This is a genomic window from Pseudomonas sp. AC247, from assembly GCF_979258015.1.
The window spans coordinates 1,967,720-1,994,649 of record NZ_OZ409829.1 but is presented as its reverse complement, the minus strand read 5'-3'; the positions used below and the strand labels follow the sequence as shown (position 1 = coordinate 1,994,649).

Annotated in this window: 26 protein-coding genes, 1 pseudogene and 1 riboswitch; of the genes and pseudogenes, 22 read left to right on the top strand and 5 right to left on the bottom strand. The window is 59.7% G+C overall.

Features of this window, described 5'->3' with window-relative positions:
* Positions 1 to 62: 62 nt before the first annotated feature.
* The gene (gene tspO / locus ACZZ0B_RS09265; RefSeq protein WP_158835670.1) at positions 63 to 503 is read left to right on the top strand and encodes a tryptophan-rich sensory protein TspO; all 441 of its coding nucleotides are present in this window, start codon (positions 63 to 65) and stop codon (positions 501 to 503) included.
* A complete protein-coding gene (locus tag ACZZ0B_RS09260; RefSeq protein ID WP_463544955.1) occupies positions 503 to 1,477 on the top strand; it encodes an alpha/beta hydrolase fold domain-containing protein in 975 nt (324 codons plus the stop codon). The genes tspO and ACZZ0B_RS09260 overlap by 1 nt, the downstream gene beginning before the upstream one ends.
* Positions 1,478 to 1,501: 24 nt before the next feature.
* Here ACZZ0B_RS09260 and ACZZ0B_RS09255 read toward each other — a convergent pair whose 3' ends face one another.
* On the bottom strand, positions 1,502 to 2,602 hold the full coding sequence (locus ACZZ0B_RS09255) for a polyamine ABC transporter substrate-binding protein (RefSeq protein ID WP_463544954.1): 1,101 nt from the start codon (positions 2,600 to 2,602) through the stop codon (positions 1,502 to 1,504).
* Between the two features lie 82 nt (positions 2,603 to 2,684).
* Positions 2,685 to 3,497 (bottom strand): carbon-nitrogen hydrolase family protein, encoded by an 813-nt coding sequence (locus ACZZ0B_RS09250; protein ID WP_463544953.1) that lies wholly within the window; start codon positions 3,495 to 3,497, stop codon positions 2,685 to 2,687.
* A 289-nt stretch (positions 3,498 to 3,786) separates the two neighbouring features.
* Here ACZZ0B_RS09250 and ACZZ0B_RS09245 point away from each other — a divergent pair, with 289 nt between their 5' ends.
* The 3 genes from ACZZ0B_RS09245 to ACZZ0B_RS09235 are packed head-to-tail and all read left to right on the top strand — an operon-like array spanning position 3,787 to position 5,563.
* Positions 3,787 to 4,248, top strand: a complete 462-nt coding sequence (locus tag ACZZ0B_RS09245) for a hypothetical protein (protein ID WP_158835658.1) — start codon at positions 3,787 to 3,789, stop codon at positions 4,246 to 4,248.
* 47 nt (positions 4,249 to 4,295) lie between these two features.
* Positions 4,296 to 5,036 carry a hypothetical protein gene (locus tag ACZZ0B_RS09240; protein ID WP_463544952.1) on the top strand — a complete coding sequence of 247 codons (741 nt, stop codon included), beginning with the start codon at positions 4,296 to 4,298 and terminating at the stop codon, positions 5,034 to 5,036.
* 50 nt (positions 5,037 to 5,086) lie between these two features.
* Entirely contained in the window at positions 5,087 to 5,563 is a 477-nt protein-coding gene (locus ACZZ0B_RS09235; protein WP_463544951.1) for a thiol-disulfide oxidoreductase DCC family protein, read from the top strand.
* On the opposite strand, the gene ACZZ0B_RS09230 is transcribed toward ACZZ0B_RS09235, so the two are convergent.
* From ACZZ0B_RS09230 to ACZZ0B_RS09220, 3 genes are all read right to left on the bottom strand, one after another.
* Positions 5,547 to 6,038, bottom strand: coding sequence for a DUF2269 family protein (locus tag ACZZ0B_RS09230; protein WP_463544950.1), 492 nt, complete (start codon positions 6,036 to 6,038; stop codon positions 5,547 to 5,549). The two genes, ACZZ0B_RS09235 and ACZZ0B_RS09230, sit on opposite strands and share 17 nt — an antisense overlap.
* A 2-nt stretch (positions 6,039 to 6,040) precedes the next feature.
* On the bottom strand, positions 6,041 to 7,168 hold the full coding sequence (locus tag ACZZ0B_RS09225; RefSeq protein ID WP_463544949.1) for a saccharopine dehydrogenase NADP-binding domain-containing protein: 1,128 nt from the start codon (positions 7,166 to 7,168) through the stop codon (positions 6,041 to 6,043).
* Positions 7,169 to 8,479: 1,311 nt separating this feature from the next.
* Positions 8,480 to 12,304 (bottom strand): autotransporter outer membrane beta-barrel domain-containing protein, encoded by a 3,825-nt coding sequence (locus ACZZ0B_RS09220; RefSeq protein WP_463544948.1) that lies wholly within the window; start codon positions 12,302 to 12,304, stop codon positions 8,480 to 8,482.
* Positions 12,305 to 12,557: 253 nt separating this feature from the next.
* On the opposite strand from ACZZ0B_RS09220, the gene ACZZ0B_RS09215 reads away from it, so the two are divergent.
* The 17 genes and pseudogenes from ACZZ0B_RS09215 (at position 12,558) to ACZZ0B_RS09135 (ending at position 26,899) form a co-directional block, all read left to right on the top strand.
* Entirely contained in the window at positions 12,558 to 14,141 is a 1,584-nt protein-coding gene (locus ACZZ0B_RS09215) for an EAL domain-containing protein (protein WP_463544947.1), read from the top strand.
* A 99-nt stretch (positions 14,142 to 14,240) separates the two neighbouring features.
* Positions 14,241 to 14,446, top strand: a riboswitch (cobalamin riboswitch).
* Positions 14,447 to 14,539: 93 nt separating this feature from the next.
* Positions 14,540 to 16,477 (top strand): TonB-dependent receptor plug domain-containing protein, encoded by a 1,938-nt coding sequence (locus ACZZ0B_RS09210; protein WP_463544946.1) that lies wholly within the window; start codon positions 14,540 to 14,542, stop codon positions 16,475 to 16,477.
* Entirely contained in the window at positions 16,477 to 16,836 is a 360-nt protein-coding gene (locus ACZZ0B_RS09205; protein ID WP_463544945.1) for a (2Fe-2S) ferredoxin domain-containing protein, read from the top strand. The genes ACZZ0B_RS09210 and ACZZ0B_RS09205 overlap by 1 nt, the downstream gene beginning before the upstream one ends.
* Positions 16,833 to 17,762 (top strand): ABC transporter substrate-binding protein, encoded by a 930-nt coding sequence (locus ACZZ0B_RS09200; RefSeq protein WP_463544944.1) that lies wholly within the window; start codon positions 16,833 to 16,835, stop codon positions 17,760 to 17,762. The genes ACZZ0B_RS09205 and ACZZ0B_RS09200 overlap by 4 nt, the downstream gene beginning before the upstream one ends.
* Before the next feature lie 147 nt (positions 17,763 to 17,909).
* A complete protein-coding gene (locus ACZZ0B_RS09195; RefSeq protein WP_463544943.1) occupies positions 17,910 to 19,163 on the top strand; it encodes an MBL fold metallo-hydrolase in 1,254 nt (417 codons plus the stop codon).
* Positions 19,164 to 19,228: 65 nt separating this feature from the next.
* Positions 19,229 to 19,336 (top strand): annotated as a pseudogene (locus ACZZ0B_RS09190) (ABC transporter substrate-binding protein); the annotation flags it as partial.
* A 50-nt stretch (positions 19,337 to 19,386) separates the two neighbouring features.
* On the top strand, positions 19,387 to 19,587 hold the full coding sequence (locus ACZZ0B_RS09185) for a PLD nuclease N-terminal domain-containing protein (RefSeq protein WP_008085597.1): 201 nt from the start codon (positions 19,387 to 19,389) through the stop codon (positions 19,585 to 19,587).
* A gap of 64 nt (positions 19,588 to 19,651) precedes the next feature.
* Complete coding sequence (locus ACZZ0B_RS09180; RefSeq protein WP_463544942.1) at positions 19,652 to 20,710, top strand: NAD(P)/FAD-dependent oxidoreductase; 1,059 nt, start codon at positions 19,652 to 19,654, stop codon at positions 20,708 to 20,710.
* Positions 20,711 to 20,850: 140 nt separating this feature from the next.
* On the top strand, positions 20,851 to 22,452 hold the full coding sequence (locus tag ACZZ0B_RS09175) for a hypothetical protein (protein ID WP_463544941.1): 1,602 nt from the start codon (positions 20,851 to 20,853) through the stop codon (positions 22,450 to 22,452).
* 75 nt (positions 22,453 to 22,527) lie between these two features.
* Positions 22,528 to 23,079, top strand: coding sequence for a P-loop NTPase family protein (locus ACZZ0B_RS09170; protein ID WP_463544940.1), 552 nt, complete (start codon positions 22,528 to 22,530; stop codon positions 23,077 to 23,079).
* A gap of 34 nt (positions 23,080 to 23,113) precedes the next feature.
* Positions 23,114 to 23,440, top strand: coding sequence for an isochorismate lyase (locus tag ACZZ0B_RS09165; protein ID WP_463544939.1), 327 nt, complete (start codon positions 23,114 to 23,116; stop codon positions 23,438 to 23,440).
* 15 nt (positions 23,441 to 23,455) lie between these two features.
* Positions 23,456 to 24,133, top strand: coding sequence for a hypothetical protein (locus tag ACZZ0B_RS09160; protein WP_463544938.1), 678 nt, complete (start codon positions 23,456 to 23,458; stop codon positions 24,131 to 24,133).
* Positions 24,134 to 24,154: 21 nt separating this feature from the next.
* Positions 24,155 to 24,586 carry a bleomycin resistance protein gene (locus tag ACZZ0B_RS09155; protein WP_463544937.1) on the top strand — a complete coding sequence of 144 codons (432 nt, stop codon included), beginning with the start codon at positions 24,155 to 24,157 and terminating at the stop codon, positions 24,584 to 24,586.
* A 45-nt stretch (positions 24,587 to 24,631) separates the two neighbouring features.
* Complete coding sequence (locus ACZZ0B_RS09150; protein ID WP_463544936.1) at positions 24,632 to 25,117, top strand: GNAT family N-acetyltransferase; 486 nt, start codon at positions 24,632 to 24,634, stop codon at positions 25,115 to 25,117.
* Complete coding sequence (locus tag ACZZ0B_RS09145; protein ID WP_463544935.1) at positions 25,114 to 25,536, top strand: hypothetical protein; 423 nt, start codon at positions 25,114 to 25,116, stop codon at positions 25,534 to 25,536. Before ACZZ0B_RS09150 ends, ACZZ0B_RS09145 begins: the two co-directional genes overlap by 4 nt.
* An 80-nt stretch (positions 25,537 to 25,616) precedes the next feature.
* Positions 25,617 to 26,480, top strand: a complete 864-nt coding sequence (locus tag ACZZ0B_RS09140) for an AraC family transcriptional regulator (RefSeq protein WP_463544934.1) — start codon at positions 25,617 to 25,619, stop codon at positions 26,478 to 26,480.
* 32 nt (positions 26,481 to 26,512) lie between these two features.
* Entirely contained in the window at positions 26,513 to 26,899 is a 387-nt protein-coding gene (locus tag ACZZ0B_RS09135; protein ID WP_463544933.1) for a cupin domain-containing protein, read from the top strand.
* Positions 26,900 to 26,930: the final 31 nt, after the last annotated feature.

Genomic DNA, 26,930 nt, shown 5'->3' with positions numbered 1-26,930 from the left:
TCTGTTTAACGGCCGACACGGCTTGGCTTCCCCCAACAGCTGACTTCAGCTAAGGACTGGCGATGACCTTTTTCATTTTCCTTCTGGCCTGCGCCGCAGCGGCGACCACCGGTGTCATGTTCAAACCGGGCGCCTGGTACGAGGGCCTCGTCAAACCGCGCTTCACCCCGCCGAACTGGGCGTTTCCCGTGGCCTGGACGCTGATTTACCTGCTGCTGGCCTGGGCCGGTTACCGCTTGACCCTGATCCCGGGGAGCCAGGTGGTGTTGGCGTTATGGGCCGCGCAGATTGCGCTGAACACCTTGTGGACGCCGGTGTTTTTTGGCGCCCACCAAGTCTTGGCCGCGATGGTCATTCTGGCGTTGTTGTGGCTGGTGGTGGCGGCCATGGTGGTCATGGCGTTGCAACTTGACGTGATTACAGGCTTGATCCTGTTTCCCTATCTGGCGTGGTTGTGTGTGGCCGCCGCGTTGAATTTTTCCATTTTGCTCAAGAACCGCTGATGACCGACTTTACAGGGAGCAACCCGGCACCTTGGCCGCAGGGCGAACGGGAGTTGGCACAGGTGCGCGAGTTCAACAAGAAGCTCGCCTGGTTGCCGCGTTTTCGCATCCGCAATCGCACCACGCCACGGCTGATTCAGGCGCTGTTGCGCGCCAGTCAGTTGGTTAGCCCCAGCCCCCTGCCCAAGCATGGCCTGAGCGCTGAACGAAAGATGATCGAGGGCGGCGCCGTTCCCGTCGCCGTGCGGATCATCCGGCCCAAGGGCAAAGCCAAAGGCGTTGTGCTGGATTTTCATGGCGGCGGCTGGGTGATCGGCAACGCGCAGATGAACGACAACTTCAACCTTGCCATCGTCGACAGCTGCGAGGTCGTGGTGGTCTCGGTCGATTACCGGCTCGCCGTGTCGACACCGATTGAAGGCCTGCTGGAAGATTGCCTGCACGCCACGCGCGGGTTGCTGCGTGACCCTGCGTTTGCCGATTTGCCTGTGGTGGTGGTCGGCGAATCGGCCGGGGCGCATCTGGCGGCCGCGACGTTGTTGGCGCTGCAAACATCGCCCGAACTGCTGCAACGCATCAGCGGCGCGCTGCTCTATTACGGCCTCTACGATCTGACCGGCACGCCGAGCGTGCGCACGGCGCCTGCTGAAACCTTGCTGCTCGATGGCCCATGCATCGTGCCAGCGCTGCGCCTGCTGACGCCGGGGCTGAGTGACGAAGAGCGTCGCCAGCCGCCGCTGTCACCGTTGTATGGCGATTTCAGCGGTTTCCCGCCGGCGTTGTTGTTTGCCGGTGAGCTGGACCCACTGCGGGACGACACCCTAGAGATCGCCAAATGCTGGGCAGTATCGGCACCCGTCGAGATGCACATGCTGCCGTCCTGCCCCCACGGTTTTATCCACTTCCCGACGGCCATCGCGCAGAGCGTGTTGGCCTACAGCCGTCAATGGATCTCCGCGCGCTGCTTGCCCTGAGGCAAGCAGTTTTTTCCCGCGGGCTCAGGTGCCGCTTTTGACTTTGCTCCAGACCCGCGTACGAATGCGCTCGATCTTCAGCGGCAACGGCTGCGCAGGAAACAGCGTCGCCAGGGTCGCGGCCGGCGGGTAGACGTCCGGGTTGTTGCGCAAACTTTCCTCGACGTAGGTCAGCGAACTTTTGTTGCCGTTGGGGTAGCCCAGGTAGTTCGAGCTTTTGGCGATGACCTCGGGGCGCATCATGTAATTGATGAAGTTCAGGCCCTGCTGCGGGTGCGGCGCGTCCTTGAGCAGCACCAGCGTTTCCATCCACACCGAGGAGCCTTCACGCGGGATGCGATAGGCCAGGTTCCGACCGTTCTTGGCGCGCTCGGCGTTGGTCTTGGCGTCGAACACGCCGCCGGACCACGCCACCACTGCGCAGATATTGCCATTGGCCAGATCGGTGATGAACCGCGACGAGTCGAAATAGGTGATGTAGGGGCGGATTTTCAGCAGCAACGCTTCGGCTTTGGCGTAGTCATCCGGGTTGCTGCTGTCGGGCGGCAAGCCGAGATAGTGCAAGGCGATCGGAATGATTTCGCCGGGCGAATCGAGCATGGCGACGCCGCACTGGCTGAGCTTCTTGATGTTTTCTTCCTTGAAGATCAAGTCCCAGGAGTCCGCTGGTGTCTCGTCGCCGAAGATTTTTTTCATCTGGTCAACGTCGTAGCCGATCCCCGTGGTGCCCCACAGATAAGGGATCGAGTAGCGATTGCCGGGGTCGTTCTGCGCCACTTTGGCGAGGATGTCGGGGTCAAGATTTGAGCGGTTGCTCAACTGGCTGTTATCGAGTTCCGCCAGCACGCCAGCCTTGATCAGGTTGGGCAGCGCACTGTTGGTAACCACGACGACATCGTAGCCGCTGCGCCCGACCATCAATTTGCTTTGCATGACTTCCGCGCTGTCGAAGGTGTCGAGCAGCACCGGTGTGCTGGTTTCCTTCTGGTAATCTTTGGGAGCTTCGGGGGCGATGAAGTCGTACCAGTTGTAGAAGTTGACCGTGGGGCCCTGGGCCCAACTGACTGCTGCGCCCAACCCGCAGACAGTGAACAAGCCAAGGTGCAGCAAACGCTTGAGTTTCATGGGGAGCTCCTGGCGAATCGGCCGTCGTTTGGCAGTCCGCCGCGATGTTGTTTTTATTTGGAAAGCGAGACGGTTTCAGCGCTCAGGGAATCAACAGCTCGCGACGACCGTCCGGGTGTTCAGTGACCGCAGCGGCCAGCTTCAAGCGCTTTTCTGCGCGGTAGTCATAGAGCGCGCGCGACGGTGCGATCTGTGTCAGGTCCAGGTCCACAACGTGCCGGGATTCTTGCGCGCCAGCTTCAAACAGGCGTCTGCCGAACGGGTCGACGACGCTGCTACCGCCTGCGAACACTTCGCCGACGCCTTCGCCCACGCGGTTGACCATGGCGGCAAACACCTGGTTTTCCTGGGCGCGGGCGGCGACGGCGGTGTGGTGCAGGTGGCCGTAAGGTTCCATGTTGCCGTCGGTGATCAGGATCAGTTGCGCGCCGAGCGCCGCCAGTGCGCAGGCGCTTTCCGGGAACTCGATGTCGTAGCAGATCAACAGACCGATGCGCACTCCGCGCCACTGCACCGTGGCAAATCGATCGCCGGCGTGCACCAACCCGGGCTCGCCGACCCACAGGTGGGTCTTGCGGTAAGTCAGCGCCACGCCCTCGGGGGTGATCAGCAACGTGGTGTTGTAGAAGCGCTCGCCCTCGCGTTCGATCAACCCGACAACCACCGCGACATCGTGCTGCCGCGCGGCGGCGCTAATCGTCTGGACACTCGCGCCGTCCACCGGCTCGGCGAGTCGGGCAATGTTGTCGTGGTCGAGAAAACCGGTGATGGACGACTCGGGGAACATCACGATATCGCTGCCCGGCGCGCTGTCGGCGACCGCTCGCAGAATGCGTACCAGGTTGTAAGCGGTATCGCCATCGCGCGCCGCCATTTGTACAAGTTCTAATCGCATCGTCAGACCTTCAGGTGAATAACGCCGTGTCTGCCCAGTATGCGGATCGTGGCAAAACTTCCTATCACTCAGAGTGAGTACCCCCAAAGGGGTAGTCCCCATCCCACCGCTCCCCTGTAGGAGCTGACGAGTGCAACGAGGCTGCGATCTTTTGCCCCCCCCCCCAAGATCAACATCAAAAGATCGCAGCGTTCCGCAGCTCCTACAGGGTGGGAGCTTTTGGTCTGCCCCCTTTGCCTGTCGACCCGGAACCTGCACAATTGCCGACTTTTTGCGACAGGATGTCTTCATGCAACGGATTGTCAGCGCCCGCCATCTGCGTCGGGAGAAATCCATCCTCGCGGCGTTGCTGTTCTGCGTCACCTCGTGGGGTGCGTTATGGATGGCGTCGCAATGGTGGGAAAAAGCCCTGGCCGAGCCCTCCCATGAACCGCAGTTCAGCCCCAACGGTTGCTATTGGCTCCAGCAATTCAGGCCGTACTGGGTATTGCCCGGCTTTTTTCATTCCAACACCCACCCCGACGATACGGTGTCTGAGACTTGGCCTGGCTCTTGGGAATTCCCAGCGTTCTTCCGCTTGTACGATCGCCGCACTTACAAAGTGTTGGGCGAAAGCAACATCTACGATCTGGTGAGTGTGGGTGGTCCGGTGAGTTGGGACTACGACGGAGGCCCTTCCGCTTATGTCGGCATGATCCGAATTGAATCCGATTCGCCAGGCTGCGTCGCTAAAAAAACCGACTCACACTGAGCACACCTTCAACATTGCCACGCCAACACCACAAAGGACTGTATCGAATGAGCGAAAACCACACCCTCGACTACACCAAAATCCCCGAAGGCCTGCTGCCGTTCCCCAACGCCGAAGACGTGTTTGTCGCGGATCAATCGGAGCTGGCGCACCACTTGCACGCCCTGTTCAGCATTGACCTGAGCAAGGTCAATCCACAGTGGTCGGGCATGGCGCACATGCTGAGCCCGCTGGAACCCTACGAGTGCTTTGTCGGTGAACTGACCGAGTGGAACGGCTATCACGGCGACCTGCTGAAAACCAACTGGATCGGCTTTCAGATCGAACAAGGGCGCTATCGTCTGTGCGGTGATCCGCGCTACTTTTTCCTGCACGAAGGCAACGCCGAGCTGGCCGAGCCGCATCCCGGTGCCAGGGCGGATCTGCAGCAACATTACGCCGAACAGCACAGCGCTTTTGCCGCCGCTGCTGAGGGTTTCAAACGCAGCGGCAGACTGGCGCGCATGGATTGGGACAGCACTCACCCGATCGAGTTTGTGCAGCAGTTGGGCGGCGACGTGGATGGTCGGGCGAACTGGGTGGAATCGGTGGAATTCCCCATGGACATCGTCGACACCAACGTCGATGAGGGTGACTCGAACGTCTATCCGCTGAGCCCGGCCGGCCATCGTTTCTATCACGTGGCCAGTGTGCCGGGCTGGCACTACCGTTCGGCCGGTGCCGACTTGATCGTGATGTTCTATGAACCGGTCGAAGGGTTGGTGTTGTTCACATTCGACTACAGTTGAAGACGGTCGGTTATGATCGCGAATAACCCGTCTCATCTGGACCCACACTGATGCCAGCCTCGCAAACCCGCCCTGCCCCTGCGCCACTGCTCAAACCGGGCGAGACGGTCGTGCTGTTCGATGGCGTGTGCAAGCTGTGCAATGGCTGGGCGCGTTTTCTGATCCGGCATGACCGCCAGCGCCGCGTGCGCCTCGCGACCGTGCAGTCGCCCGAGGGTCAGGCGCTGCTGGCGTGGGCCGGTTTGCCGGTGGATCAGTTCGACACCATGGCGGTGATCCGCGACCGGCATTACTGGGAGCGTTCGGATGCGTTTTTCGAAGTCATCGGCCAATTGCCTGGTCACTGGCAACCCATCCGGTGGCTGCGCATCGTGCCGCGCACGCTGCGCGATTGGGCGTACGACCGGATTGCGCGCAATCGCTATCGGTTGTTCGGCCGGTACGACACCTGCCTCTTGCCGAGTCCTGATCATGAGCAGCGCTTCTTGAAAATGGCCGCGCCACCCAGCGCTATCCCAGCAGACTGAGCCACTGCGCCGGCGACAGTTTCGTCACCATCATCAGCACAATCACAAACATCCCGGCAAACCCGACAACGCCCATCCAGAACCATTTCTGGTAAACGGCGCGGAAGTCGTCATTCAGCCCCTCGCCAGCCGCGTCGGCAGTCAACGCCATCCCGCACAGCCTCTTTTGCAGCACCAGGACCGGCAGCCACAGCGAGCCCACGCTGAAGAAGATGACCAGCGAGGTGAGCACCCATTCCGTGCTCATCGGCAGCCCCGACACCCTCAGCAGCAGGTAACCCGTGATGATCTGGGCAAACCCTGCCGGCGTGGTAATCCAGGTATCGAAACGCACAACCATCCGCGCGACATGCGCGATGACTGCCGGGTTGGCTGTGCGACTGGCGGCGATCAGGTAAAGGAACGAGCCCATGCCGAAGCCGAACAAAAATATCGCGGCGATCACGTGCAGGTACTTCAAGCACAGATACAGCATGCTCAGCGCTGCCCGTCAGAGAACTGCACGGACAGGCTCAGGTTGTCCGGATCGTTAATGGCGGCCATGTATTCGTCGACGGTGATTTCGCCCACGCACGGTCGTGCGCCAGCCTGTGGCTCATATCCCAGAGCCATTTTCGCGGCCAGGGCGACAGCGGCGCAGCTGGGGATCTCCGGGCCCTTGTCATTCAGGGCGGTCAGTTGCACGGTCATCGACAGCGGTTGTGCCTCAAGACCGACGCCGTGCACATCGATGTACATCGCGCTTTTGCCATCGCCGAACCGTTCGAAACGCGTGCCCAGACGGTGCAACCGCGCCGCCCACAGCGCATGGTCACGCACTAGCCCCAGCCGCAAGGCCTGCGCCAGCAGGTAGCTGGCGAGGCTGCCCATTTTCAGCCCGGCGCCAGCCTTGAAGCTCAGGGTTTGCGCGCCATAGCGGCCGGCGAAAATGTCCATGTCCGGGACATCGACGTTGGCCAGCAGACGCGTGCCCATCTGCGGCATTTTGCGCAAAGTCAGGTCCTGCCAGCCCAACACCTCATGCACTTGACCGTTTTTCAGTTGCTTGATCGGTTTGCCGGCGTAGGCGAACACCCCTTCAATCGTCGACAGGCCGGGCATTTTCGCCGACGACGAAATGCCGTGTTCGATCACGTCGATGCGCGAGAAACGCGAGCGCTGCTGATCGATGATCGCCGACGACAGCGTCGGCACCGAACTGCATCCGCTGAGAATCGCCACGCCCGCCTGTTTCGCCTGGGCATCGAGCAGGCCAATGCCATTGACGAATGTGCGGCAGTCAGACAGATCGCAGTAGTTCACGCCCGCCGCGATGCAGTTCTCGGCGACCGCATAGGATTGCCCCTGAAACGGCCCGCCGGTGTGGATGACCAACTGAATGTCCATCGCGCGCAACGCCGCTCTGAACTCGGCGCCCATGGCATCGCCACACCAGCCTTCGGCGACTGTGCCGGGGTGGGTATTGAGCTCATCGACCTTGCGCTGCAACTTCAGCCGGTCACGGCCCGAGAGCAGCAATTGCACACCCGGCATCTGCGCCAAATGCCTGCAGACGATGCTGCCGAAATTTCCATATCCACCGACGACCATGACCCTGAACGGCATGCAATGCTTCCCTAAACAATTCGATTACACGCCGGAAGAATATAGCGCCGCGCGCCAGCAAGCCATTCCGATCACGCCGACCGCGCGGTCAGTGTTTTACCGTGTTGCCCAGTTTTGTCTAAACCCGAGAAACCTGTGGGAGCCGGGCTTGCCCGCGATAGCGGATTACCTGTGCCGACGATACCGGCTGACCCACCGCATCGCAAACAGCCCCATCCCCGCAGTGTTTTGCCGTGTTGCCCAGTTTTGTCTACACCCGAGAAACCTGTAGGAGTGAGCCTGCTCGCGATAGCGGATTACCTGTGCCGATGATATTGGCTGACCCACCGCATCGCGAACAGCCCCATCCCCGCAGGGTTTTGCCGTGTTGCCCAGTTTTGTCTACACCCGAGAAACCTGTAGGAGTGAGCCTGCTCGCGACAGCGGATTACCTGTGCCAATGCTCCCGACTGACCCACCGCATCGCGAGCAGGCTCACTCCTACAGGATTTTGCAGTGCTGCGCTGGGTTATGCGCACCAGAGATCCCTGTGGGAGCCGGGCTTGCTCGCGATAGCGGATTACCTGTGCCGACGATATCGGCTGACCCACCGCATCGCTAACAGCCCCATCCCCGCAGTGTTTTGCCGTGTTGCCCAGTTTTGTCTACACCCGAGAAACCTGTAGGAGTGAGCCTGCTCGCGATAGCGGATTACCTGTGCCGATGATACCGGCTGACCCACCGCATCGCGAGCAGGCTCACTCCTACAGGGTTTTGCAGTGTTGCCCATTTTTTTGTACACCCGAGAAACCTGTGGGAGCCGGGCTTGCCCGCGATAGCGGATTACCTGTGCCGACGATATCGGCTGACCCACCGCATCGCAAACAGCCCCATCCCCGCAGTGTTTTGCCGTGTTGCCCAGTTTTGTCTACACCCGAGAAACCTGTAGGAGTGAGCCTGCTCGCGATAGCGGATTACCTGTGCCGATGATGCCGACTGACCCACCGCATCGCGAGCAGGCTCACTCCTACAGGGTTTTGCATTACTGCGCTGGTCTATGCGCACCCGAGAATCCTGTGGGAGCCGGGCTTGCCCGCGATAGCGGATTACCTGTGCCGACGATATTGGCTGACCCACCGCATCGCGAGCTGGCTCACTCCTACAGGGTTTTGCAGTGCTGCGCGGGGTTATGCGCACCAGAGATCCCTGTGGGAGCCGGGCTTGCCCGCGATAGCGGATTACCTGTGCCGACGATGCCGACTGACCCACCGCATCGCGAGCAGGCTCACTCCTACAGGGTTTTGCAGTGCCGCGCGGGGTTGTCGGGGGTACCTAAAAATTGATCTTGAACCCGAGCATCGCGTCATACCCGTGGCTGTCGCCATCAAAGCCCTGGCGATATCCCGCCGACGCGGTAAACGTGGTGCGTCGATTGGCCTGGTAATCCACGCCCACGTTGACCTCGCCCCACGTGCCCTGAATGTCCGACTCGAACGGGATGTAACCCGATTCGGAGGAAAACTCGGTCTTCGGCTGGCCCTTGAATTCGTGCCAGACACTCGGCCGTATCCACGCGTTGGTGCGCCGTGCGCTTTTGTCGACGCCTTCGGTGTCCCAGTCCTTGGCGATGCGCACGCCGGCCCGGCCGATCAGTGAGTCGACGTCGCGAAAACGGATTTTCGCGCCGACGTCATCGCTGCTGTCGAGGTCGACATAGCTGTAGATCGCCTGCAATTGCGGTTCGACGTACCAGTCCTTGTCGACCTCGAACGGGTAGCCGTTTTCCAGCGACGCGGTGTAGCCCCAGCCACGGGTTTTCAGTTTGCCGAGGTCGTTGGGTTTGGCTTCGATGTCGAAGCGGTTGACCTGCAGCACACCGTCCAGGTACCAGCCGGACGGGCCGAAGTGCGTCCAGTAGGCGCCCACGCCGTAAGCCCGCAAGGTGTCTTCGCCGGCGGCGCGACGGGTGTAGTGGCTGACGCCGGCGTCGATCGTGCCGGCCGACAGGGAAATCCCGGCCTGCTCGTGACTGCCATCGGTTCTGACCTTGCGATAAAGGTCAGTGCCGACCTGAAAAGCCGTCAGGTCGTAGTTGTATTCGGGCGTGTTGCCCAAGGCGTTTTTAGTGTCGCCATCCTGTTTACCACTGCGATAGATCACCCGGCCCCAACCCATGGACGGCGCCAGCGTGGACTCATCGTCCTTGGGCAACGGATCGCCGGCATTCAGGCGTTCTTCGCCGACGCGCTCGTGCAGGGTGTCGACCATCGTCCGGCCGTAGACCAGCGCCAGCGCCGGAACCGCGCTGTACAACGACACTTCCGGCCGGTAATTGGGCACGTGCGCAGGCGTTGGCTCGGGATCAGGGCCTGGCGGATCGTCCGGAATTGGCGCATCCGAGCGCAGGTACCAGGTGTCCTTGGCGCTGCCGTCCTCAGCACCTTGTTGCAGGCGATACTCATACGGCCCGGCGACCACCCGGCGGGCCAGGCGGAACGCGTTGGGGTCGCTGGCCGCCTCGGTTTTATTGAGCAGTTCGACGACAGCGATGCCGTTGCCCTGAGTCAACTCACCCTGCCCACCGACATTGCTCACTGCCAATCCGGTGGCGCCGCCGCTGCCGGTGATGGTCGAGTCGACGACCAGCATGTCCGAGCGACTGTTCACCCCGCCGCCGTTCAATGTGGTGTTGAGCAACAGGCTGCCGCCGTTGGACACGAAGACCCCGCCACCGTCGGTGCCGGCCGTGTTCGCTCCGCTGATCAGCAAGACATTGCCGACCGTGTTCCCGCCAGCTGCCAAGTCGAGGGTACCGCTGTGAGTGAAACGGCTCACCCCGAGCAATTGCCCCTGCACCGCACCGCCCGGTGTTGGCGTATTGGCTGCCTGGCCCAAGGGCAAATAGGCACCGCTGGCACTGAAGCTGGCGATGCCCGTCGCCGGTTGCGCGGCCAAGCGAATGACCCCGCTGTTATCAATGCTGTTGTTGCCGGCCGAACCGAGATCACCGGTGGCAACACCCCAGGTATCACGCGTGCCGCTACCGCTACTGTCGACAAAGTTGCGCAGCGTCCAGGTGCCGCTGTTGCTGACGTTACTGCTGGCGCTCACCGCATTCACCGAACCGGTCATCTGCCCGGTGTTGTTCAGCGAAAACGCCGTGCCCGGCGTGGTCGCATCGGCGCGTACCGCGACATCGCTGAGCGCGCCGATCGTGCCGGCGTTGTTCAACGTTTGCGTCGCACCGCCGAGGGCCACCCCGCTGCTGTCTGCGCGCCCACCTTGCAGGGTCGCGGTGTTGCTGACACTGACCGTGCCGCCCTCGGTCAGCGCGTCGATGGCTGACGAGCCGCTGCCCTTGCTGGTAATCGCCCCGCTGTTGGTCAGCGAAAGGCTCGCCGCGCCTGAAGCCTGCGCAAGAATCCCCTGACTGTTGCTGCCGCCAAGCGTCTGGATCGCCCCGCTGTTGACGATGGTTTGGCTGCCGCTGACCGACAACGTGCGAATACCGCGCTGCTGATCGCCGCGCGCGATCAGCTCACCGCTGTTACTGACGTTCAGCGTGCCGACGCCGCTGCCGGCGTTGAAGGCATTGCCCGCCAGAATCGCCGCGCCAGCGCCGTTGACATCGATCAGCGGCCCGGTAAACGTGACGCCGACATTGCCCCCCAAAGTCAGCGCCTGTATGCCAAACGAACCGATGCCGGTGCCGTCGCCTGAGCCGGCATCGGAATGGGTAATGATCGTGCCGCCAGCGTTGACGTCGACCGTGCCTGTCGGCGCCTGGGTCGAGACATAAATACCGTTGGCATTGCTGTGCAGTGTTTCGATGCGGTCGCCGGAATAGTTGACCCGCACGTTGCCACCGGTCGAGTCGACCCGAATGCCGCCCGCACCAAAACCACTGGCTAAAATGTCGCCGGAATAATCGATCAGCACGTTGTTGTTTTCAGCGCTGACGATGATGCCGTAAGCCCGCGTGGTGTTGGGGCTGCCCAGTACGGTGAGATTGCCGCTGCCGGTGACCGTCGCATCGCCGGTACCGCGCTTGATGATGTAGATCGCCCTTGAACCGGCGGTATTCGCGGTGCTGCCCACCGTGATCGGCGCGTTGTTGTCGATACTGATCGACCCGCTGCCACCGACGTTGTCGTTGGCGTAGATACCGTGGGCGGCACCGCCGGTAGTGGTGATCGCACCGTTGTTGACGATGGCGATACTGCCGACCGTGGAAAAGGAACGAATGCCGAAACCGTTGAGGCCATTGGTGCTGAGGGTGCCGTTATTGGTCAGGCGGGTATTGCCGGCGCCACCTTCGGTGAAGAGGCCGAAGGCGTTCATGCCGATAGCCTGGACGCTGGCGGCGCTCACCACGGTGGTGTTGCCGTTGACCGCTCGGGTGTGAACCCCGGCGTGATTGCCGATGCCGGCAGTCGGCAAGGTATCGTCGATGATCGGCAGCCCGGCAGACAACGCATCGTCGTTGTTCACCAGAATACTCACCCCGGCACCCACATTGACGTTGCTCTCGCCACTGCCGGTGGCCTTGGTCCAGATGCCGTTACCGCCAAGCAAGGTGATTTGCCCGCTGCCTTGATGGCTGAGGTTGATCGCACCGCCGCCGCTGGCGTTGATGTCGATGCCATCGTGCTCGTTGCCGACCACGCTGTTGAGAATATTCAGCGTGGTGCCGGAACTGACCGAGAACGTCGACGACCCGCTGCCGGCGTTGGTGATTGCCAGGGCGTCGAGCCCACTCCCGCCGACGTTGACCGTGTTGGTACCGCCATTGACGGACAGGTCAGCGTTGCCGGTGCTGCCAATCACGTTGGCAAACACCGCGTTCGCGGCCGTGGGCGGAGTGCTGTCGATCGTCGTGCCGCTGAGGGTCAGCGTGGTGTTGGCGTTGTTGCCGCGGCTGAGCAGTGACGACCCCGCCGTGGTGGTAATGCTCGTCCCCGCTTGAGTGCTGATCGCCGCATCGACAGTCACAGCGGGCATACAGGTTTGCGAGACGTTATAGGCACCCGCCGCCAGCGGTCCGCAGGCGGCCTGCGCGTCTGTCAGCATCAGCGCATTGGCCATGGCGACCACCACGGCACTGCGCAGCAAATGCGGGGCAAACCCGCCGATGGAGTGCTCGCAAACACGTTGCATGAAAACCTCCTTGTTAGGTGTTATCCACGGCGAACGGGCCACGCTCGGCGCCACTTGAATGTTGCCTGCTGATCACAGCTATAGACCTTAGTAGTTATTTCCGAAGAAGGAGCAAAACCGACCGAGGCTCAACCCATTCATCACCGACATTGATCTGCAGCAATATCGGCAAACCGCAACCGCCGTATTCTGTCTTTGCTGGATACAGCCGTGCTGTGCGCACGTCACAGGCCTGTGGCCAAGGTGGCGACAAATGAACAAAAAACGCATCGTCTGGGGGAGCATTCTCCTGGGGTTTCCGTGTGTCTTGCTGCCAGTGATTCTGATGGGCTACCTCGCCTGGATGCTCAATCTGGCGTCTGCTCAGCAGCGTCTGGAAACTCTCGCCGCTGTGGCCTCCAGCCGCGCCAATGGCACGTTCAACGAAGCCGCCGGGGCGCTGAAAGCCATCGCCGGTTCCCACCTGGTACCGTGCACGCCCGAGAGCATCGATGAGATGCGCCTGCTGACCATCAACACCTTCTCGGTGAAGTCAGTCGGCTATGTCGAAGAAGAGATTTACGCCTGCGGTTCCTGGGGGCCGGTCGGTCATCACGCCGTCCCTTGGCGCGAAGACTTCACCAGCGCCGATGGCGTGCGCGTGTCGCTCGGTGTGCAGTCACGCATCGTCCCGGCCAAACCGATGATGGCCCTGCAATATGCAGCGTTCAATGTGCTGGTCGACCCTGAGCAATTCCTCCAGGTGATGCTCGAAGACGATCTGCATCTGGCGGTCGCGACCGCGACCGGCCAACTGGTCAGCGCCTCGCGCCCGGGGGCCGAGCATTTTCTGAGTCGAGTGCACTCCGGCCCTCACGCAGGCCTTGAAGACGGTTATCTGTACACCCTCGTACACAACGGCGACTGGGTCGCCATTGCCACGCTGTCGCGCCATGAATTGATGCAGGGGCTGGTCCGCCGGGAAATGCTGCTGTTGCCGATTGGCGGCTTGCTCGCCGGCGTGTTGGTGTTGCTGATCATCCGCCGCACCCGGCAGCGCTTGTCGCCGCTGGCCGAGCTGAAACTGGCGGTGCGCAATCGCGAGTTCATCGTGCACTACCAACCGATCGTCAGCCTCAGCGATGGCGCCTGTGTCGGCGCCGAAGCACTGGTGCGCTGGCGCCATCCGGACGGCACGCTGGTGCGCCCCGATGCGTTCATTCCGCTGGCCGAGGACAGTGGCCTGATTTTGCCGATCACCGATCAGGTGATCGATGCGGTGATGCGCGACCTCGGTCCGCTGCTGGTCAAGGAACGGCAGCTGCACGTGGCCATCAATCTGGCGGCCAGGGATGTCAGCAGCGGTCGTTTCCTGCCCGGTCTGGAAGCGGCTGCCCGCAACGCCGGCGTGCAGCAGAAGCAGATCTGGCTGGAAGCCACCGAACGCGGTTTTGTCGATATCGACGCCGCCCGCGCCACCGTCAATCAGGCGCGCTCGCTCGGTTATCTGGCGGCCATCGACGACTTCGGCACCGGGTTTTCCAGCCTTCAGCATGTGCAGCAGTTGCCGCTGGACGTGCTGAAGATCGACAAGTCGTTCGTCGACAACATCGATCAGGATGCGGCGACCGGTTCCGTGACCGGGCACATCATCGAAATGGCCAAAAGCTTGCGCCTGAAGATCGTCGCAGAAGGCATCGAAACCGCGGCGCAACGCGATTACCTGCGCGACCACGGCGTGCATTACGGCCAGGGCTGGCTGTTCGGCAAACCGATGCCGGCCGAGGAGTTTCTGCGCTTTTATCGAATGCGCGCCAACGTGGTCATCGACCACGCGGCGCTGGAGGGTGTGGCCTGAGGTCAGAAGCGCGCCTTGACCGAGACCATGAAGTTGCGTGGATCACCGTAGTAGTTGCCGAAGGTGCGCAGAAGTTGACGAACGGTCTTTCGAATGTTCAGATGCCGCCCTGTTTCAGGTGTCCCATGCCGCCGTGCATGGGGTGAAACGGGAAACCGGTACGTTCGAATCGAACAAGTCCGGTGCTGCCCCCGCAACGGTAGGCGCGTGATGCTTTCAACAAACCACTGTGGCCAGACGGCCATGGGAAGGTGAAAGCCTCGATACGCGCGAGCCCGGAGACCGGCCCGAAATGTCTGTTTGGCAAAATCCTGCGGTGGGCGGGCATGGGCCGGTATTGGCTGTGCGCGATGCCTTCTCCTGCATGCTCTTCTGCGAAGATCCTTTTCGAGAAGACAATGATTCGACCTTTCAACACCTCTGCTCCAACCCTTCTGTTCGGCTGCCTGTTCAGCCCTCTGTTGCTGGCCGACGACACGGCGCTGGAACTCAATCAGCAAATCGTTTCCGCCCCGTCGGTGGAGTCCACCACCGTCGCCGACATGGCGCATTACGGCAGCAAAGTCGAAATCGTCAGCCGCGAACAGATCGAGCGCGCCGGGCCGAGTGCCGACGTCAGCCGGGTCATGCAGATGTTCATTCCCGGCCTCTACGTCGCGCCGAAAAACGGCCCGTTCGACTACGGCACTTATTCGCTGCTGGGCGGGCACAATGACGACACGCTGATCCTGCTCGACGGCGTGCGCCTGAACAATCGCCTGTACGGCGGCCTCTATCTCGACACCCTGCCGGCCAACGCGATCGAGCGCATCGAAGTGCTCAAGGGTGGGCAGAGCCTGTTGTTCGGCACACAAGCGGTGTCGGGGGTGATCAACATCGTCACCCGCAGCCCGCAGTCGCGCCAAGCCATGGGCGAAGTGAACCTGGGCGTCGACACCTTCGGCGGCACCACCGAAGACGCGCGAGTGGAAAACATTTTCACCAACGGTTTTGGCGATCTGGGTTTGCTGGCGTACGTCAGCCACAACGTCTCCGACGGTTATCAACCGTATCGCAACCGCAACCTGAAAAACGTCACCGAGAAAAAGCGTGCCTACGAAGTCACCACGTTCGGTGGCAAGGCGATCCAGTCGTTCGGCGACGATTCGCGGCTGGAGCTGTTTTATCAATACGCCGACGCCAAACTCGATTTCGCCCGCCCGGTCGACAATCACAACACCACCAACGACCGTGTGCAGCAGATCGCTACCGCGACGTTCGAACAGAGCCTCAACGAGCGCTTCAGCTACTTCGTCAAAGGCCACATCAACGATTGGGACACGCGTTACACCCGGGTCAACAATGTCGAGGGCGGCGCCACCAAAGTCATCAATCACAACGACTACTGGGGTTTCACTGACTGGGGCGTGCAGGCCGAAGGCAAGGCTGAACTGCCCGGCGGCCATGTGCTGGTGTTCGGCAGCGACAACCAATGGTTCAAGGGTCAGGACGATGTGCTGATCATTGACAACGACAAGGCCGAAGCCCACGCGATCTATACGCAATTGCGCCCGCAGATCGACGCCCTGCCCGACTGGCATCCCAGCATCGGCGTCCGTCACGAGGCCATGGGCGGCGGCGACAGCGCCACGGTCGGCATGCTCACTTCGCTGTATGACCTCAGCGACAACTGGTCGCTGCGCGGTCAATACGGCAGCGCCTACAAGCTGCCGAATGCCGAGCAACTGTTCGTCAACGAACCGGGCGACGAGCTTGGCAACCGCAATCTCAAACCGGAAAAAAGCCGCAACGCCGAGCTGGGCCTCGACTACAAAGGTTTTTTGCTCGACCGCGAATTCAGCGCCAGCGTGACCCTGTTCAAACGCAAGATCGACGACCTGATTACCCTCGACGACATTCAGTGGGTCAACGGTGAAGGGCAGATCCGCATGCGCGGTTTCGAGGCCGACGCCAAACTGGCGCTCAATGACCAATGGAGTGTGCAGGCGGACATGACCCGCAACCTCACCGAGTCGCGCACGGGCGTGACCATCAATGACATTCCGAGCTTCTTCGCCCGCTCGCGCGTGGGTTATGAGTCGGAAAATCGCCTGTGGGGCGCTGGCGGGGCGATCCGTTATATCCGCGACATCACCAGTTCGAAGCAGGTCGAGTACGGTCATTATTCGGTGGTGGATGCCGACGCCTATCGCTACCTCGACAGCGCCCATCAGCACCGCGTCAGCCTGTTGGTGGAAAACCTGTTCGACCGCAATTACGTCACCAGCCGTTCGAGCAACGTCGACAACCTCGGGCGGCCGTTCACCTCCGAAGTGCGCTACACGTATCGCTTCTGATGAGTCAGATCAAAACCATCGACGGCGTCGACACGCACCCGGACTGGTCGCACGTGCCGGCGCATGCCCGCCACGTGTTCATCTGCACCGGCCCGCGCTGCACCCAGCGCGGTGCCCAGCAGTTATGGAAAACCCTGCGCCGGCACTTGCTGGAACATGACCGCATCGAGACGCCGGGCGGCGTGTTGCTGACCCGCACGCATTGTCAGTTTCCGTGCAACCTCGGGCCGGTGCTGACGGTGTACCCGGAGACGTGCTGGTATGGCGTGCACAGCAAGGCTGACGTGCAGCGATTGGTCGAGGTGCATCTGGTCGGCGGTGAGGTGGTCGAGGATTTGCTGATCAGGGCGCAGCCATGAAAACGCTTGGGTTATGCCTGGCCGCCCTGCTCGGCGCAGCACCGGTATTGGCCGACAGTTACCGCAACTGCGGCGAAACCTGGAACGCCGCGCCGCCGTCACGGATCGTCGCGCTCAATCAGCACGCGGCGGACATCGTTCTGGCGCTGGGAGCCGGGCCTGCGCTGGTTGGCGTGGCGTATCTGGACGACACCGATGCCGGCCAGCGTCAGGCTGAGTACTTCGGCGTACCGGTGATCGCCCGTCAGTACCCGGCCAGCGAGGTGCTGTACGCGCAGCGGCCGGACCTGGTGATCGGCGGCTTCGCCACCGCTTTTGGTGACGGCGTGACATCGCGCTCAGGGCTGGCGCGCAACGGCGTCGGCTCGTACTTGCTGGAGTCGGCCTGCGCCGGGCATTCACTGGATTACTTCGGGCATGTGCGCAACGACCTGCTGACCCTGGGCCAGTTACTCGACAAACAGCAGCAGGCTCGGCAACTGATCGACGCCATGGACGCGGACCTCGCCAGCGTGCGCGCGCTGGTCGGCACGGAAAAACCGCTGTCGGTGTTCTATCTCGACAGCGAAGTCAAAGGCCTCGACAGCGAAGGCCAGCGCGGTTTCGTCACCCCGCTGTTGGCCGCTGCCGGCGCCCGCAATGTGTTCGCCGAGATTAATCTGTATCGGGTGACGGTGAGCCGCGAAACCCTCCTCGCCAGCGACCCGGACGTAATCCTGCTGGCCGACGCCGAATGGTCACCGGCCCGCCGCAAACGCTATCTGCTGAGCCACGATCCGGTGCTGTCGCAACTGCGCGCCGTGCGCGAGAACCGCCTGATCGACATTCCCTTCACCCACTTGCTGCCCACGCTGAACAGCGGGCGGGTTGCGCTCGACCTGGCGCAGCAGATCAAAAATCTAAAAGATCAGCAGACATCTCCCTGATCCTTCTTTGGCGTATTAGACGATCCTCCAATTGCTGTTGGATGCTCAATTTGCGATCCTCTGGCTCCCTGTGTAGAGCTCCGCTCGGGACTCGAGAAGCACTACCAAACAGCACTTCGCAAGCGCCAGGAAATAAAGGACGACCTTATGCCACGGAATGAGCCGCGTGACCCGATACAACCTGAAGAACGAAGGGATGGAGTCTTGGTATATGTTAACCAGGCCGATATGCATCCAAAGGAAAATAAACATACGGTTTTGTTGGATGTTCGAAACCATCAAGATGCCGTACGCCTCTCAGAATTTTTCAATGATAGACGCGATAGACCGGCGTCGATGTTTGAGCTCAAATACACTCCACCAAGCCGTACACTAAGCCGTAACGGGCAGTTCAGACACAATCTACTTAAAGAAGGTTATTGGTATTTTTTGCCGTTCCGTTACTTGGAAACTGCGGTGTACACGGCTGTACCAGAAGGTGGAGGGGGCGAACTCTATCTGCGGGCATCATTGAAAATTGAAGGCTCGAAAATAAACATTAGTGGGTTTCGATCGCCCTCCCCTCCCCAAGATAAAAAAATACTCTCGCCATTTTCCTTAATGCTTTCATGCTACCCATCATATTCAACTGCAGAATTAACGGTGGTCGATTGCGGCCATGCCAACTGGAATGAAATTAGAACCAATGGCCGTCTATATATTTATGATACTGGCGCGTCTCGAACTTTTAACGCCCAAAAAGTACGAGAGATAGTTGAACGACGCGCCATCCACCTAGAGAACAACACAACCGTCATCATCAGTCATTGGGATATTGATCACTTTCATGCTCTTCTCGCTTTTCAGCCCTCAGAACTAAGCAAAATCGAAAGGATTATCGCGCCTTGCAACATACCTGAGACCGATACCTATTCTCGCGTAATAACAATGCTGCAAGATCAAGAGATTGAAGTAGTTTCCGTACCCCACGCGTCTAGGCACGCACACCAATGGCAGAGACGCAGCATCGAACTGGTTCCTTTCGGGTGCATCGAAAATATCCATATACTGCGAGCGACCACTGGAGTTTCGAGCAATCAGACAGGTATCGTAGTTGCTGTAGCAGGGTCAGATAAAGTAGCGTTGCTGACCGGCGACCACCACTATCAGAAAGTGTTCAGGGGTTATGAGCGACTTGGATTCACCTACAGTGATTGTGTCATGGTGGCACCGCATCATGGCGGCCATGCGGGCCCTATCAATAAAGCCGACTCACCGTTCGTCAATATCGTGATTCCACTCTCGTGTGGTAATAACCAATGGGAACATCCCTATGAAAATACGCTCAACAGGATTTCAACTCTGCAGGGGAGTCCCCCGATAAGAACTGATTTGCATGGCGATCTCAAGTTTCTCATCTGAAAGATTGGCATGGGTGGTAACTGACCCTCGTCCCAGGGATTTCTCATCTGAGGCGATAGCATCTGAACCGCCTGATCGACATCCCCTTCACCCACTTGCTGCCCACGCTGAACAGCGGGCGGGTTGCGCTCGATCTGGCGCGCAAACTCGCGGCGCTCGATAAAAATAAATGAACCCGCCCCGCCACACGCCACCTAACGCATAGACCATCAGGAGGTAGCCAATGCATATCGAAACCGTGTGGATCGTACTGGCGGCAGTTCTTCTGCTTATCGAGCTTTGGGCCATCAATCGGGTGCGCAAGAGCGAGGGGAAATCGAGTAACAAGGGCGTGTGGATCGTATTGATCGTGTTTGTACCGCTGTTCGGCTTGATTGCGTGGGCATTGGCCGGGCCCAAGCATGTCAGCCACACTTCTGCCTGATATTGCCAACCACCCTGAACTCCGGTTGTAGTACCGTCATCGGTCAACAACACGGAGGTGGGGCATGGGCGAGGGAGCAAACAAGCGCATCGTGGTGATTGGCGCCGGCATCGTCGGCGCCTCGCTGGCGTATCACCTGGCGGCAAAAGGCGCGCAGGTTACGGTGATCGAGGCCGGTGAGATCGCGAGCGGTGTCACCGGGCGGTCATTTGCATGGATCAACACCACCCACCTCGGGCACGACCCGATCGCATTGCTGCGTGGCACGGCGATCGCCGCGTACCACCGTCTCGAAACACAGCTGCCGGCGCTGAACATTCGCTGGACCGGTGCGCTGTCTTATTCTGCAGACGTGATAAAAGCTTGCGGCGCCTCGGCGTCAGTATCGCTATTGTCGCGCGCCGAGATACGGCGCCTTGAGCCCAACCTCAAACATCCTCCGCAGCAGGCTTTGTACAAAGCTGAAGAAGGTGCGCTGGACGCGGTACAGGCGACCCATGTGCTGATCGCCGCCGCTCAGGCGCTTGGCGCGAAATTACTGACGCAGACCCCGGTGTCGGGTTTCACAACGCACAATGCCACCGTGACCGGCGTCGAGACCGCAACGGGCAGCATCGCTGCCGATACGGTGATTCTCGCAGCGGGCACCGGCACCCTCCCCCTGGCAGCAATGCTCAACATCAGCCTGCCACTGGCAGCCTCCCCGGCGCTGTTCATCCGCTACAAGGCTCAGGCGGATCTGATTAACGGCATCATCTCCAGCCCTGCCATGGAAGTGCGTCAGGGCGCCGATGGAACATTGCTCGCCGCAGAAGATTACGTGAGCGATGCGCCCGAGCATCAACCGATGGCCATCGCGCTGCAAACCGCCAAAGCCATTCAGCAGGAACTTGGCGCGATCACCGCCATCGAGCCGGAAGCCGCGTGCATCGGGCTCAGGCCCATGCCTGAAGACGGCGTGCCCATTGTCGGTTATCTGCCCGGCATCGGCGGCGCCTACGTCTGCGTCATGCATCCCGGCGTTACCTTGGCAGCGACGGTGGGTCGTCTGGTCAGCGAAGAGATCGTCGATGGAGCGCTCGCAGCGGCGCTGGTGCCGTGCCGTCCAGATCGAGCCTTCTGAATTTCCTTTGCACAAGTTAGTCTCTGACCGGCGCAGCATTGCCTGCTAGCGCCGTTTTTACTGGACTAGCCAATTGCCATCTCCTCCGCTATTCAGGAGAATAAGACGATCTTCAAGACAATATTAGAAAGGATTTCAAAGTGACGTATTGCGTGGTGTGGAAGACAGATGATGCTGCTTTTATTGCAGCAGACAGTGCGATAACCAGCTATAACGGGAACGTGACCGGCAATCCAAAAGGGGTCTCCTCATTGGGTCAAAATCAGGGTTATGCGGATAACGCCAAGCACGTGTGTGAGGGTGCGTTTAAAATATTCAGCACATCTAACGCCGCACTTTGCCTTTCAGGAGACGTTGATTTCGGTCATAAAATTATTGACCTCATCCTGGCGCACCTAGAGAACGACAACAATCTTTCCACGGCACTAAACTTAGCGATTTCAAATTATCCAGACTTCAAGGATAGACCCGCAATAAAAATTGCCGCTATCAGCTTCGACAAAAAGCCAACCATCACCGTCCTCACCAACTTACACGATGACTTCATCTCCACCAATGAAAGCTTTGTCGAATTCGGTAGCCCTCCAAAAGACCTGAGCCAATACACCACGTCTTTTCATAAGGCATTTCACGACAGTTGGAAAAACGAATCAAAACAATATGACAAAGCAAATGAAATCATGCTGATACGCATGCTTTCTCTATTGCAGATATATGGCATGCACAATCTTACACTGCCCAACCATGGCATCGGCGGTTCCTTCACTGGGCTTTATATATCGAAACAGGGGATTCATCTACAGCCGGATATTTGCTACGCACTCTTGGCGGAGAATCCTGAACTAGGTGATGCAACCTGTACGTTGACACAAATGAAGTCTGATCATTTTTGCATCGTCAACACAGGTATGTGCCTGGCCATTGGAAATGGTCTTATAAAGACTGACGACGACGACGATCGTATGGAGGTTTCGCTGACTGAGGCGCAGGAAATTTTTGATTCTGGAAAATTCGACTATATTGTCATTCTCAATAAATCCCGACAGACCGCAACCGCGATTCAAATGAACAGGCAGCTCCATCACAGCCTGCTGAGCGTTGATGCTTCTGAACAGTATGCAGAAACCATAGGTTTCGCCTTTTGCAAGAAACTGATGAGAATAGTCAATGACAATTACGACGCCGTCGACACACCGTGCTATGCAGTTATTAGTTTCATTGGTTACGAAGAAGCATCCCCTGAAATTATCGAGGACTTCGAAAAATCCATAAACAACCTTAAAAACCGAAACCTCAGACTCAATATGGCTTACCCACTGCTATTCTCCGTTGTAAAAGAAGGCATTACTATCGACTCATATTTGGGTCGGCATGACCTTGGATTGCCTTTTATCAAACATTTCAGAAAATCCAGCCACCTGATCATCACCGACTGGCAGTCGGGCGAACTTGAACTTGAATATAGAAACGGCAACATCAACGACGAGTCAGTTGATTTGTTCTTCAAAGAAAACATTGACGCAATCCCCGAAAAAGAGAACGAATTCAGCATCTTTTCTTTTATCCTGGAGCCTGAATCATCTGAATTCGCACCGCGTCCCAGCCAACTATTGGCCCGAGATTGGGATGAAGCGGAAAAAATCCTTCAATATGATATTGACGCACAACCGGAAATGAATTTTAAAGCTCGGCGCGCTCAAAAAATATTCTATCACCCACTGTTTAATCGACCCGTTGACTGAAAGCTGACCGCAAGCACTGCCCCATGCACTCTGTGTTTTTTCTAAATTTTCACGTTTTCAGCAAGGGATTTGCACATGCAGCGCATCGTGATTCTGGGCAACTCGGGCAGTGGCAAATCCACCCTCGCCCGAGCCATTGGCCAACGCCTGGATCTGCCGGTGGTCCACCTCGATCCGCTGTTCTGGGAATCCGATTGGGTTGAGCCGGATAACGAAGCCTTTCGTGAGCGGGTTCGGCACGCCATCGCCTCCGACGCTTGGGTCTGCGAAGGCAATTATTCGCGGCGAACCTTCGACCTGCGCCTGCCTCGGGCCAATCTGGTGATCTGGCTGGATACGCCCCGCGTCATCTGCATGAAACGGGTCATGCTGCGCAGCGCGCTGAACCTGCCTCGGGCAGATCTTCCGGCGGGCTGCACCGAGCGACTGGACAAAGCGTTTCTGCAGTTTCTGCTCTACGTGTGGCATTTCGATCGCGTCAACCGCCCCGGCATCGAGGCCATGCGCCTGGCCATCGGCCCGCAGATTCCGCTGATTCACCTGCGCACGCCGCGGCAGATTTCGGCGTTTCTCAATGACCTCTCCAAGGGACCGCAAGCCTTTGCCAAGCCGCCACTGGCCAGCTAAAAACCTGTCCGCCCACCACAAAAAGAGAATGCACATGGACGTCATCAAGCCAATCCCCCCCGCCGACTGCGCCAACATGCAGGACATTCGCCGAGAAATCGATCGACTCGATCACCAGGTCATCGAGTTGCTGGGCCAGCGCTTTCAGTACGTGCTGGCGGCCTCGAAATTCAAGACTTCGGCATCGTCGGTGCGTGCGCCTGAGCGCTTCAACGCCATGCTGGCGACCCGTCGTGAATGGGCTGAGGCCGAGGGCTTGAACCCGGATGCCATCGAGAAAATGTACAGCGATCTGGTCAAGCATTTCATTGCTGAAGAGATGAGGCATTGGGCGGCGCTTCAATCGGACTCCCCGCAGTAACCCGAGTGTTCGACGATGAAAATCTACTGCCCGATGTTCTGGTCTCTCGACCAAGGCATTGACTACAGCGCGCCGATTATTCAGCTTGCAGACATTGTGCCGCGCGCGGGTCAAACAACCTTCGCGTATTTCGACCGCCACGACACGCTGCACATCGGTGAAACCCTGCAGCTCATCTGGTGCCCGCCCGTTTCGGACTTGAATGGCTGGAGTGAACAACCCTCGGAAATCGCCCATAGCTACCTGTTGCAAGCCCGCGTCGTCAGGCCGGTGCCATCTTCAGCGTCCTCGATGCATCTGAGCATGGGCAAACATCGCTTTGAACTCAGTGTTCTGTCCCGCGAGAACCTGCTCTCGGCGCTGCGCGCACTGCCGGAGGACTCAGGCGCATGGCATTTGCAGCACAATGCGCTGGCGTGGCAGGAGCTGACCGCGTGTGGCAGTGCTGTCGTCGACGGCTTGACCTACCTGAACGCGAGCGCCAGGCACGAAGCGTTTATGGAGTTGATTCTTGAGGTCACCGAGGAGCAGATTGTCGGTTTTTTTTCCTTGCACAGCGATCCCGGCGGCATGTATCAGCAAATCGGCAGAAAACGCTTCACGGGCGAAGAACTGCGCATCGTCCGCCACGCACTCGACACGGCACACGTACTGCATGACACCCAGGACGCGTACCTCGCGACGGGCGATTAACTTTGAAACGGAAGTCTTCTCATGCTCGAACGCAACACACTGGTTCCGGAACTGATGGTCAGCGACCTGCAAGCCAGCCTGGCATTCTGGGTGGCTTGCCTGGGATTCAATATCGCCCACCAACGCGCCGAAGACGGCTTTGCCTACCTCGACCTGAATGGCGCGCAAGTGATGCTTGAGCAGGTTGATCCGAGCGCCGGGCAGTGGTTGACTGCAGCGCTGAGCAAGCCCTTTGGGCGAGGCATCAACCTGCAGATCGACGTGGTGGCAGTTGCTCCCATCCTCAACAATCTGGAGCAGGCAGGGTTCGGCCTTTTCCGTGCCTGCAAGGACACCTGGTATCGGGCTGACAGTGTCGAGGTCGGCCAGCGCGAATTCATCGTCCAGGACCCGGATGGCTATCTCGTCCGATTGGTTGAACGCCTGGGCGAACGAACCATTTGTCCTGGCTGAGACACCGCTCGACGATCACCCCAACTTCAAGGAGCGTTATCCGCCATGGAAGCCACCATCTTTTACCGAATCGCCACGGCGCAAGATGCACTGACGATGTGTGAGTTGGGCCAACTGCTCAATTCGGTGCACCACGACGCCCGCCCCGACATCTACGCAGCCGCCACCGAAGACTATTCGCGTGACTTGCCGCACTGGTCCGGTATTTTCGAGAAACCCGGTCAAGTGGTGTTTCTCGCCACTGTCGACGGTCAGGCCGCCGCGTTCATTACCGCCAACCTGTCGGCCAGCGCCGGGCCGCTGATGCAGCCGCAGAATGTCGTGCGCATTGGCTCGGTGTGTGTCGCCGAGCCGTTCTGGGGCAAAGGCATCGGTCGCGGGCTGATGCAACGCGTCAAGGACTGGGCCATCGAACATGACGCCCAGGATTTGCGGCTGACAGTCTGGCCGTTCAACGAACGCGCCATACGGATTTACGCGGAGTTCGGCTTCGAGCACCGCGCCATCGAGATGGGCCTGCGCTTGTCATGACCCGCAGAAGCCGAATCGTGTGGGTCATCCTCGGACTGCTGATCTTCTACGCCGGACTCTGGGGCATGTCCCAATGGTGGGAGAAGGCCCTGGCCAAACGCGACGGAGCCGCTGACTACAGTCCAGACGGCTGCTTTCGCGTGCAACTGTTCAAACCGTTTTGGCTGTTGCCGAGTTCGTTTCATCCGCAGTCGCCACCGGACGGATCACTGGAGCGCAGTTGGTTCGTCAGGTGGGAATACCCGCGATTTTTTCGCTTGTATGATAATCGCAACGACCAAGTGCTCGGCGAGAGCGAGATCTACGACCTCGTGGCGTATGGCGCACCCTTGCGCTGGGGGCACGGCAGCGACCTCGACGTCAGTGCCGGGATGATCGAGATTGGCACCATGACAGCTGACTGCTCGTTCAATCGGTAAGGCGTGCAGGTGGCACAATCACTGATTGGCAGCTCGGCGCTGGCCTCCCGTGCAGCCCTTCCCTACCGGACATTGAAACAATGGATCGACGCGAATCTTCCCCCGCCACCGACTGGGTCATCCGCAATGCCCAGCCCGGTCAGGTAGAGCGAATCGAGGCCTGGTTCGGTGGGCATGGCTATGACCCGCACCGGCACGACACCTACTCCATCGGCCGCACGCTGGCGGGAGTGCAGAGCTTTCATTACAAGGGCTCGCTGCGTCACGGCGTACCCGGCAACACGCTGATCCTGCACCCCGATGAACTGCACGACGGCAGCGCCGGCACAGCGGCGGGCTTTCGCTATCGCATGGCCTACATCGATCCGGCCCTGATTCAACAGGTCCTCGACGGCGAGCCACTGCCCTACATTGCCGGCGGTTTGTCGAGCGATCCGCGCCTGTACCGGGCCAGCGCAACGTTTGTCCAGGCCATGGACCATCCGCTCGACGCGCTGGAAGAACAGGACGCGCTGTTTGATCTGGCCACCGCCATGAGAGCCGTCGCCGGCAAACCGCGCGGGCGCAAACTGCTGGACTACCGGGCGGCCGAGCGGGCCCGGGAATTCATCCTGGCGCACCTCGACCTGGGGATTACCCTGGAGATGCTTGAACACGCCAGCGGCCGCGAGCGCTGGAGCCTGTCGCGCGACTTTCGGGTGCTGTTTGGCACCAGCCCCTATCGATTCGTGACCTTGCGCCGTCTGGATCAAGTCCGCGCCCTGGCGCTCGACGGCTTCAGCCTGGTCGACGCCGCGTTGGCCGCAGGCTTCCATGATCAAAGCCACATGACCCGCCACTTCACCCGCTGTTACGGCGTATCGCCGTCGCGCTGGCTGGAGCGCATGGGCGCGCACCGTCCACTTGCAGGATCGTACAAGCCACGCAACCCACCCCTTCGCTAGGCTGACGATTCCCGACTCTTAGAGGATTCGTCATGCACTTCACTTGCGCCAAACCCAACCCGCAACCCGTCAACCTGGCGCACAAAGCCGCGCTGATCGATCGCCAATGGAGCCCGCGCGTCGTCGCCGAAATGAACGACTACCAGTTCAAGGTCGTGCGCATCGAAGGTGAATTCATCTGGCACACCCACGCCGACACCGACGAGGCGTTTCTGGTGATCGAGGGCACGCTGCGCATTGACCTGCGCGAAGGCTGTGTCTACGTAAAACCGGGCGAGTTGTATGTCGTGCCGCGTGGCGTTGAGCACCGCACGGCCGCCGAAGGTGAGGCCCGCGTGATGATGATCGAGCCTCGGGGTGTGTTGAACACGGGCGATGAGGGGGGCGAACGCACGGCCGATAATGACGTGTGGATCTGACAGCCCCGTCGGAATTCGCGCAGGCGTCTAC

What these genes read in the sequence shown, in the direction of transcription:
- tspO (WP_158835670.1), top strand. Translation starts at nt 63, where the DNA reads ATGACCTTTTTCATTTTCCTTCTGGCCTGCGCCGCAGCGGCGACCACC.
- ACZZ0B_RS09260 (WP_463544955.1), top strand. Translation starts at nt 503, where the DNA reads ATGACCGACTTTACAGGGAGCAACCCGGCACCTTGGCCGCAGGGCGAA.
- ACZZ0B_RS09255 (WP_463544954.1), bottom strand. Translation starts at nt 2,602, where the DNA reads ATGAAACTCAAGCGTTTGCTGCACCTTGGCTTGTTCACTGTCTGCGGG.
- ACZZ0B_RS09250 (WP_463544953.1), bottom strand. Translation starts at nt 3,497, where the DNA reads ATGCGATTAGAACTTGTACAAATGGCGGCGCGCGATGGCGATACCGCT.
- ACZZ0B_RS09245 (WP_158835658.1), top strand. Translation starts at nt 3,787, where the DNA reads ATGCAACGGATTGTCAGCGCCCGCCATCTGCGTCGGGAGAAATCCATC.
- ACZZ0B_RS09240 (WP_463544952.1), top strand. Translation starts at nt 4,296, where the DNA reads ATGAGCGAAAACCACACCCTCGACTACACCAAAATCCCCGAAGGCCTG.
- ACZZ0B_RS09235 (WP_463544951.1), top strand. Translation starts at nt 5,087, where the DNA reads ATGCCAGCCTCGCAAACCCGCCCTGCCCCTGCGCCACTGCTCAAACCG.
- ACZZ0B_RS09230 (WP_463544950.1), bottom strand. Translation starts at nt 6,038, where the DNA reads ATGCTGTATCTGTGCTTGAAGTACCTGCACGTGATCGCCGCGATATTT.
- ACZZ0B_RS09225 (WP_463544949.1), bottom strand. Translation starts at nt 7,168, where the DNA reads ATGCCGTTCAGGGTCATGGTCGTCGGTGGATATGGAAATTTCGGCAGC.
- ACZZ0B_RS09220 (WP_463544948.1), bottom strand. Translation starts at nt 12,304, where the DNA reads ATGCAACGTGTTTGCGAGCACTCCATCGGCGGGTTTGCCCCGCATTTG.
- ACZZ0B_RS09215 (WP_463544947.1), top strand. Translation starts at nt 12,558, where the DNA reads ATGAACAAAAAACGCATCGTCTGGGGGAGCATTCTCCTGGGGTTTCCG.
- ACZZ0B_RS09210 (WP_463544946.1), top strand. Translation starts at nt 14,540, where the DNA reads ATGATTCGACCTTTCAACACCTCTGCTCCAACCCTTCTGTTCGGCTGC.
- ACZZ0B_RS09205 (WP_463544945.1), top strand. Translation starts at nt 16,477, where the DNA reads ATGAGTCAGATCAAAACCATCGACGGCGTCGACACGCACCCGGACTGG.
- ACZZ0B_RS09200 (WP_463544944.1), top strand. Translation starts at nt 16,833, where the DNA reads ATGAAAACGCTTGGGTTATGCCTGGCCGCCCTGCTCGGCGCAGCACCG.
- ACZZ0B_RS09195 (WP_463544943.1), top strand. Translation starts at nt 17,910, where the DNA reads ATGCCACGGAATGAGCCGCGTGACCCGATACAACCTGAAGAACGAAGG.
- ACZZ0B_RS09185 (WP_008085597.1), top strand. Translation starts at nt 19,387, where the DNA reads ATGCATATCGAAACCGTGTGGATCGTACTGGCGGCAGTTCTTCTGCTT.
- ACZZ0B_RS09180 (WP_463544942.1), top strand. Translation starts at nt 19,652, where the DNA reads ATGGGCGAGGGAGCAAACAAGCGCATCGTGGTGATTGGCGCCGGCATC.
- ACZZ0B_RS09170 (WP_463544940.1), top strand. Translation starts at nt 22,528, where the DNA reads ATGCAGCGCATCGTGATTCTGGGCAACTCGGGCAGTGGCAAATCCACC.
- ACZZ0B_RS09165 (WP_463544939.1), top strand. Translation starts at nt 23,114, where the DNA reads ATGGACGTCATCAAGCCAATCCCCCCCGCCGACTGCGCCAACATGCAG.
- ACZZ0B_RS09160 (WP_463544938.1), top strand. Translation starts at nt 23,456, where the DNA reads ATGAAAATCTACTGCCCGATGTTCTGGTCTCTCGACCAAGGCATTGAC.
- ACZZ0B_RS09155 (WP_463544937.1), top strand. Translation starts at nt 24,155, where the DNA reads ATGCTCGAACGCAACACACTGGTTCCGGAACTGATGGTCAGCGACCTG.
- ACZZ0B_RS09150 (WP_463544936.1), top strand. Translation starts at nt 24,632, where the DNA reads ATGGAAGCCACCATCTTTTACCGAATCGCCACGGCGCAAGATGCACTG.
- ACZZ0B_RS09145 (WP_463544935.1), top strand. Translation starts at nt 25,114, where the DNA reads ATGACCCGCAGAAGCCGAATCGTGTGGGTCATCCTCGGACTGCTGATC.
- ACZZ0B_RS09140 (WP_463544934.1), top strand. Translation starts at nt 25,617, where the DNA reads ATGGATCGACGCGAATCTTCCCCCGCCACCGACTGGGTCATCCGCAAT.
- ACZZ0B_RS09135 (WP_463544933.1), top strand. Translation starts at nt 26,513, where the DNA reads ATGCACTTCACTTGCGCCAAACCCAACCCGCAACCCGTCAACCTGGCG.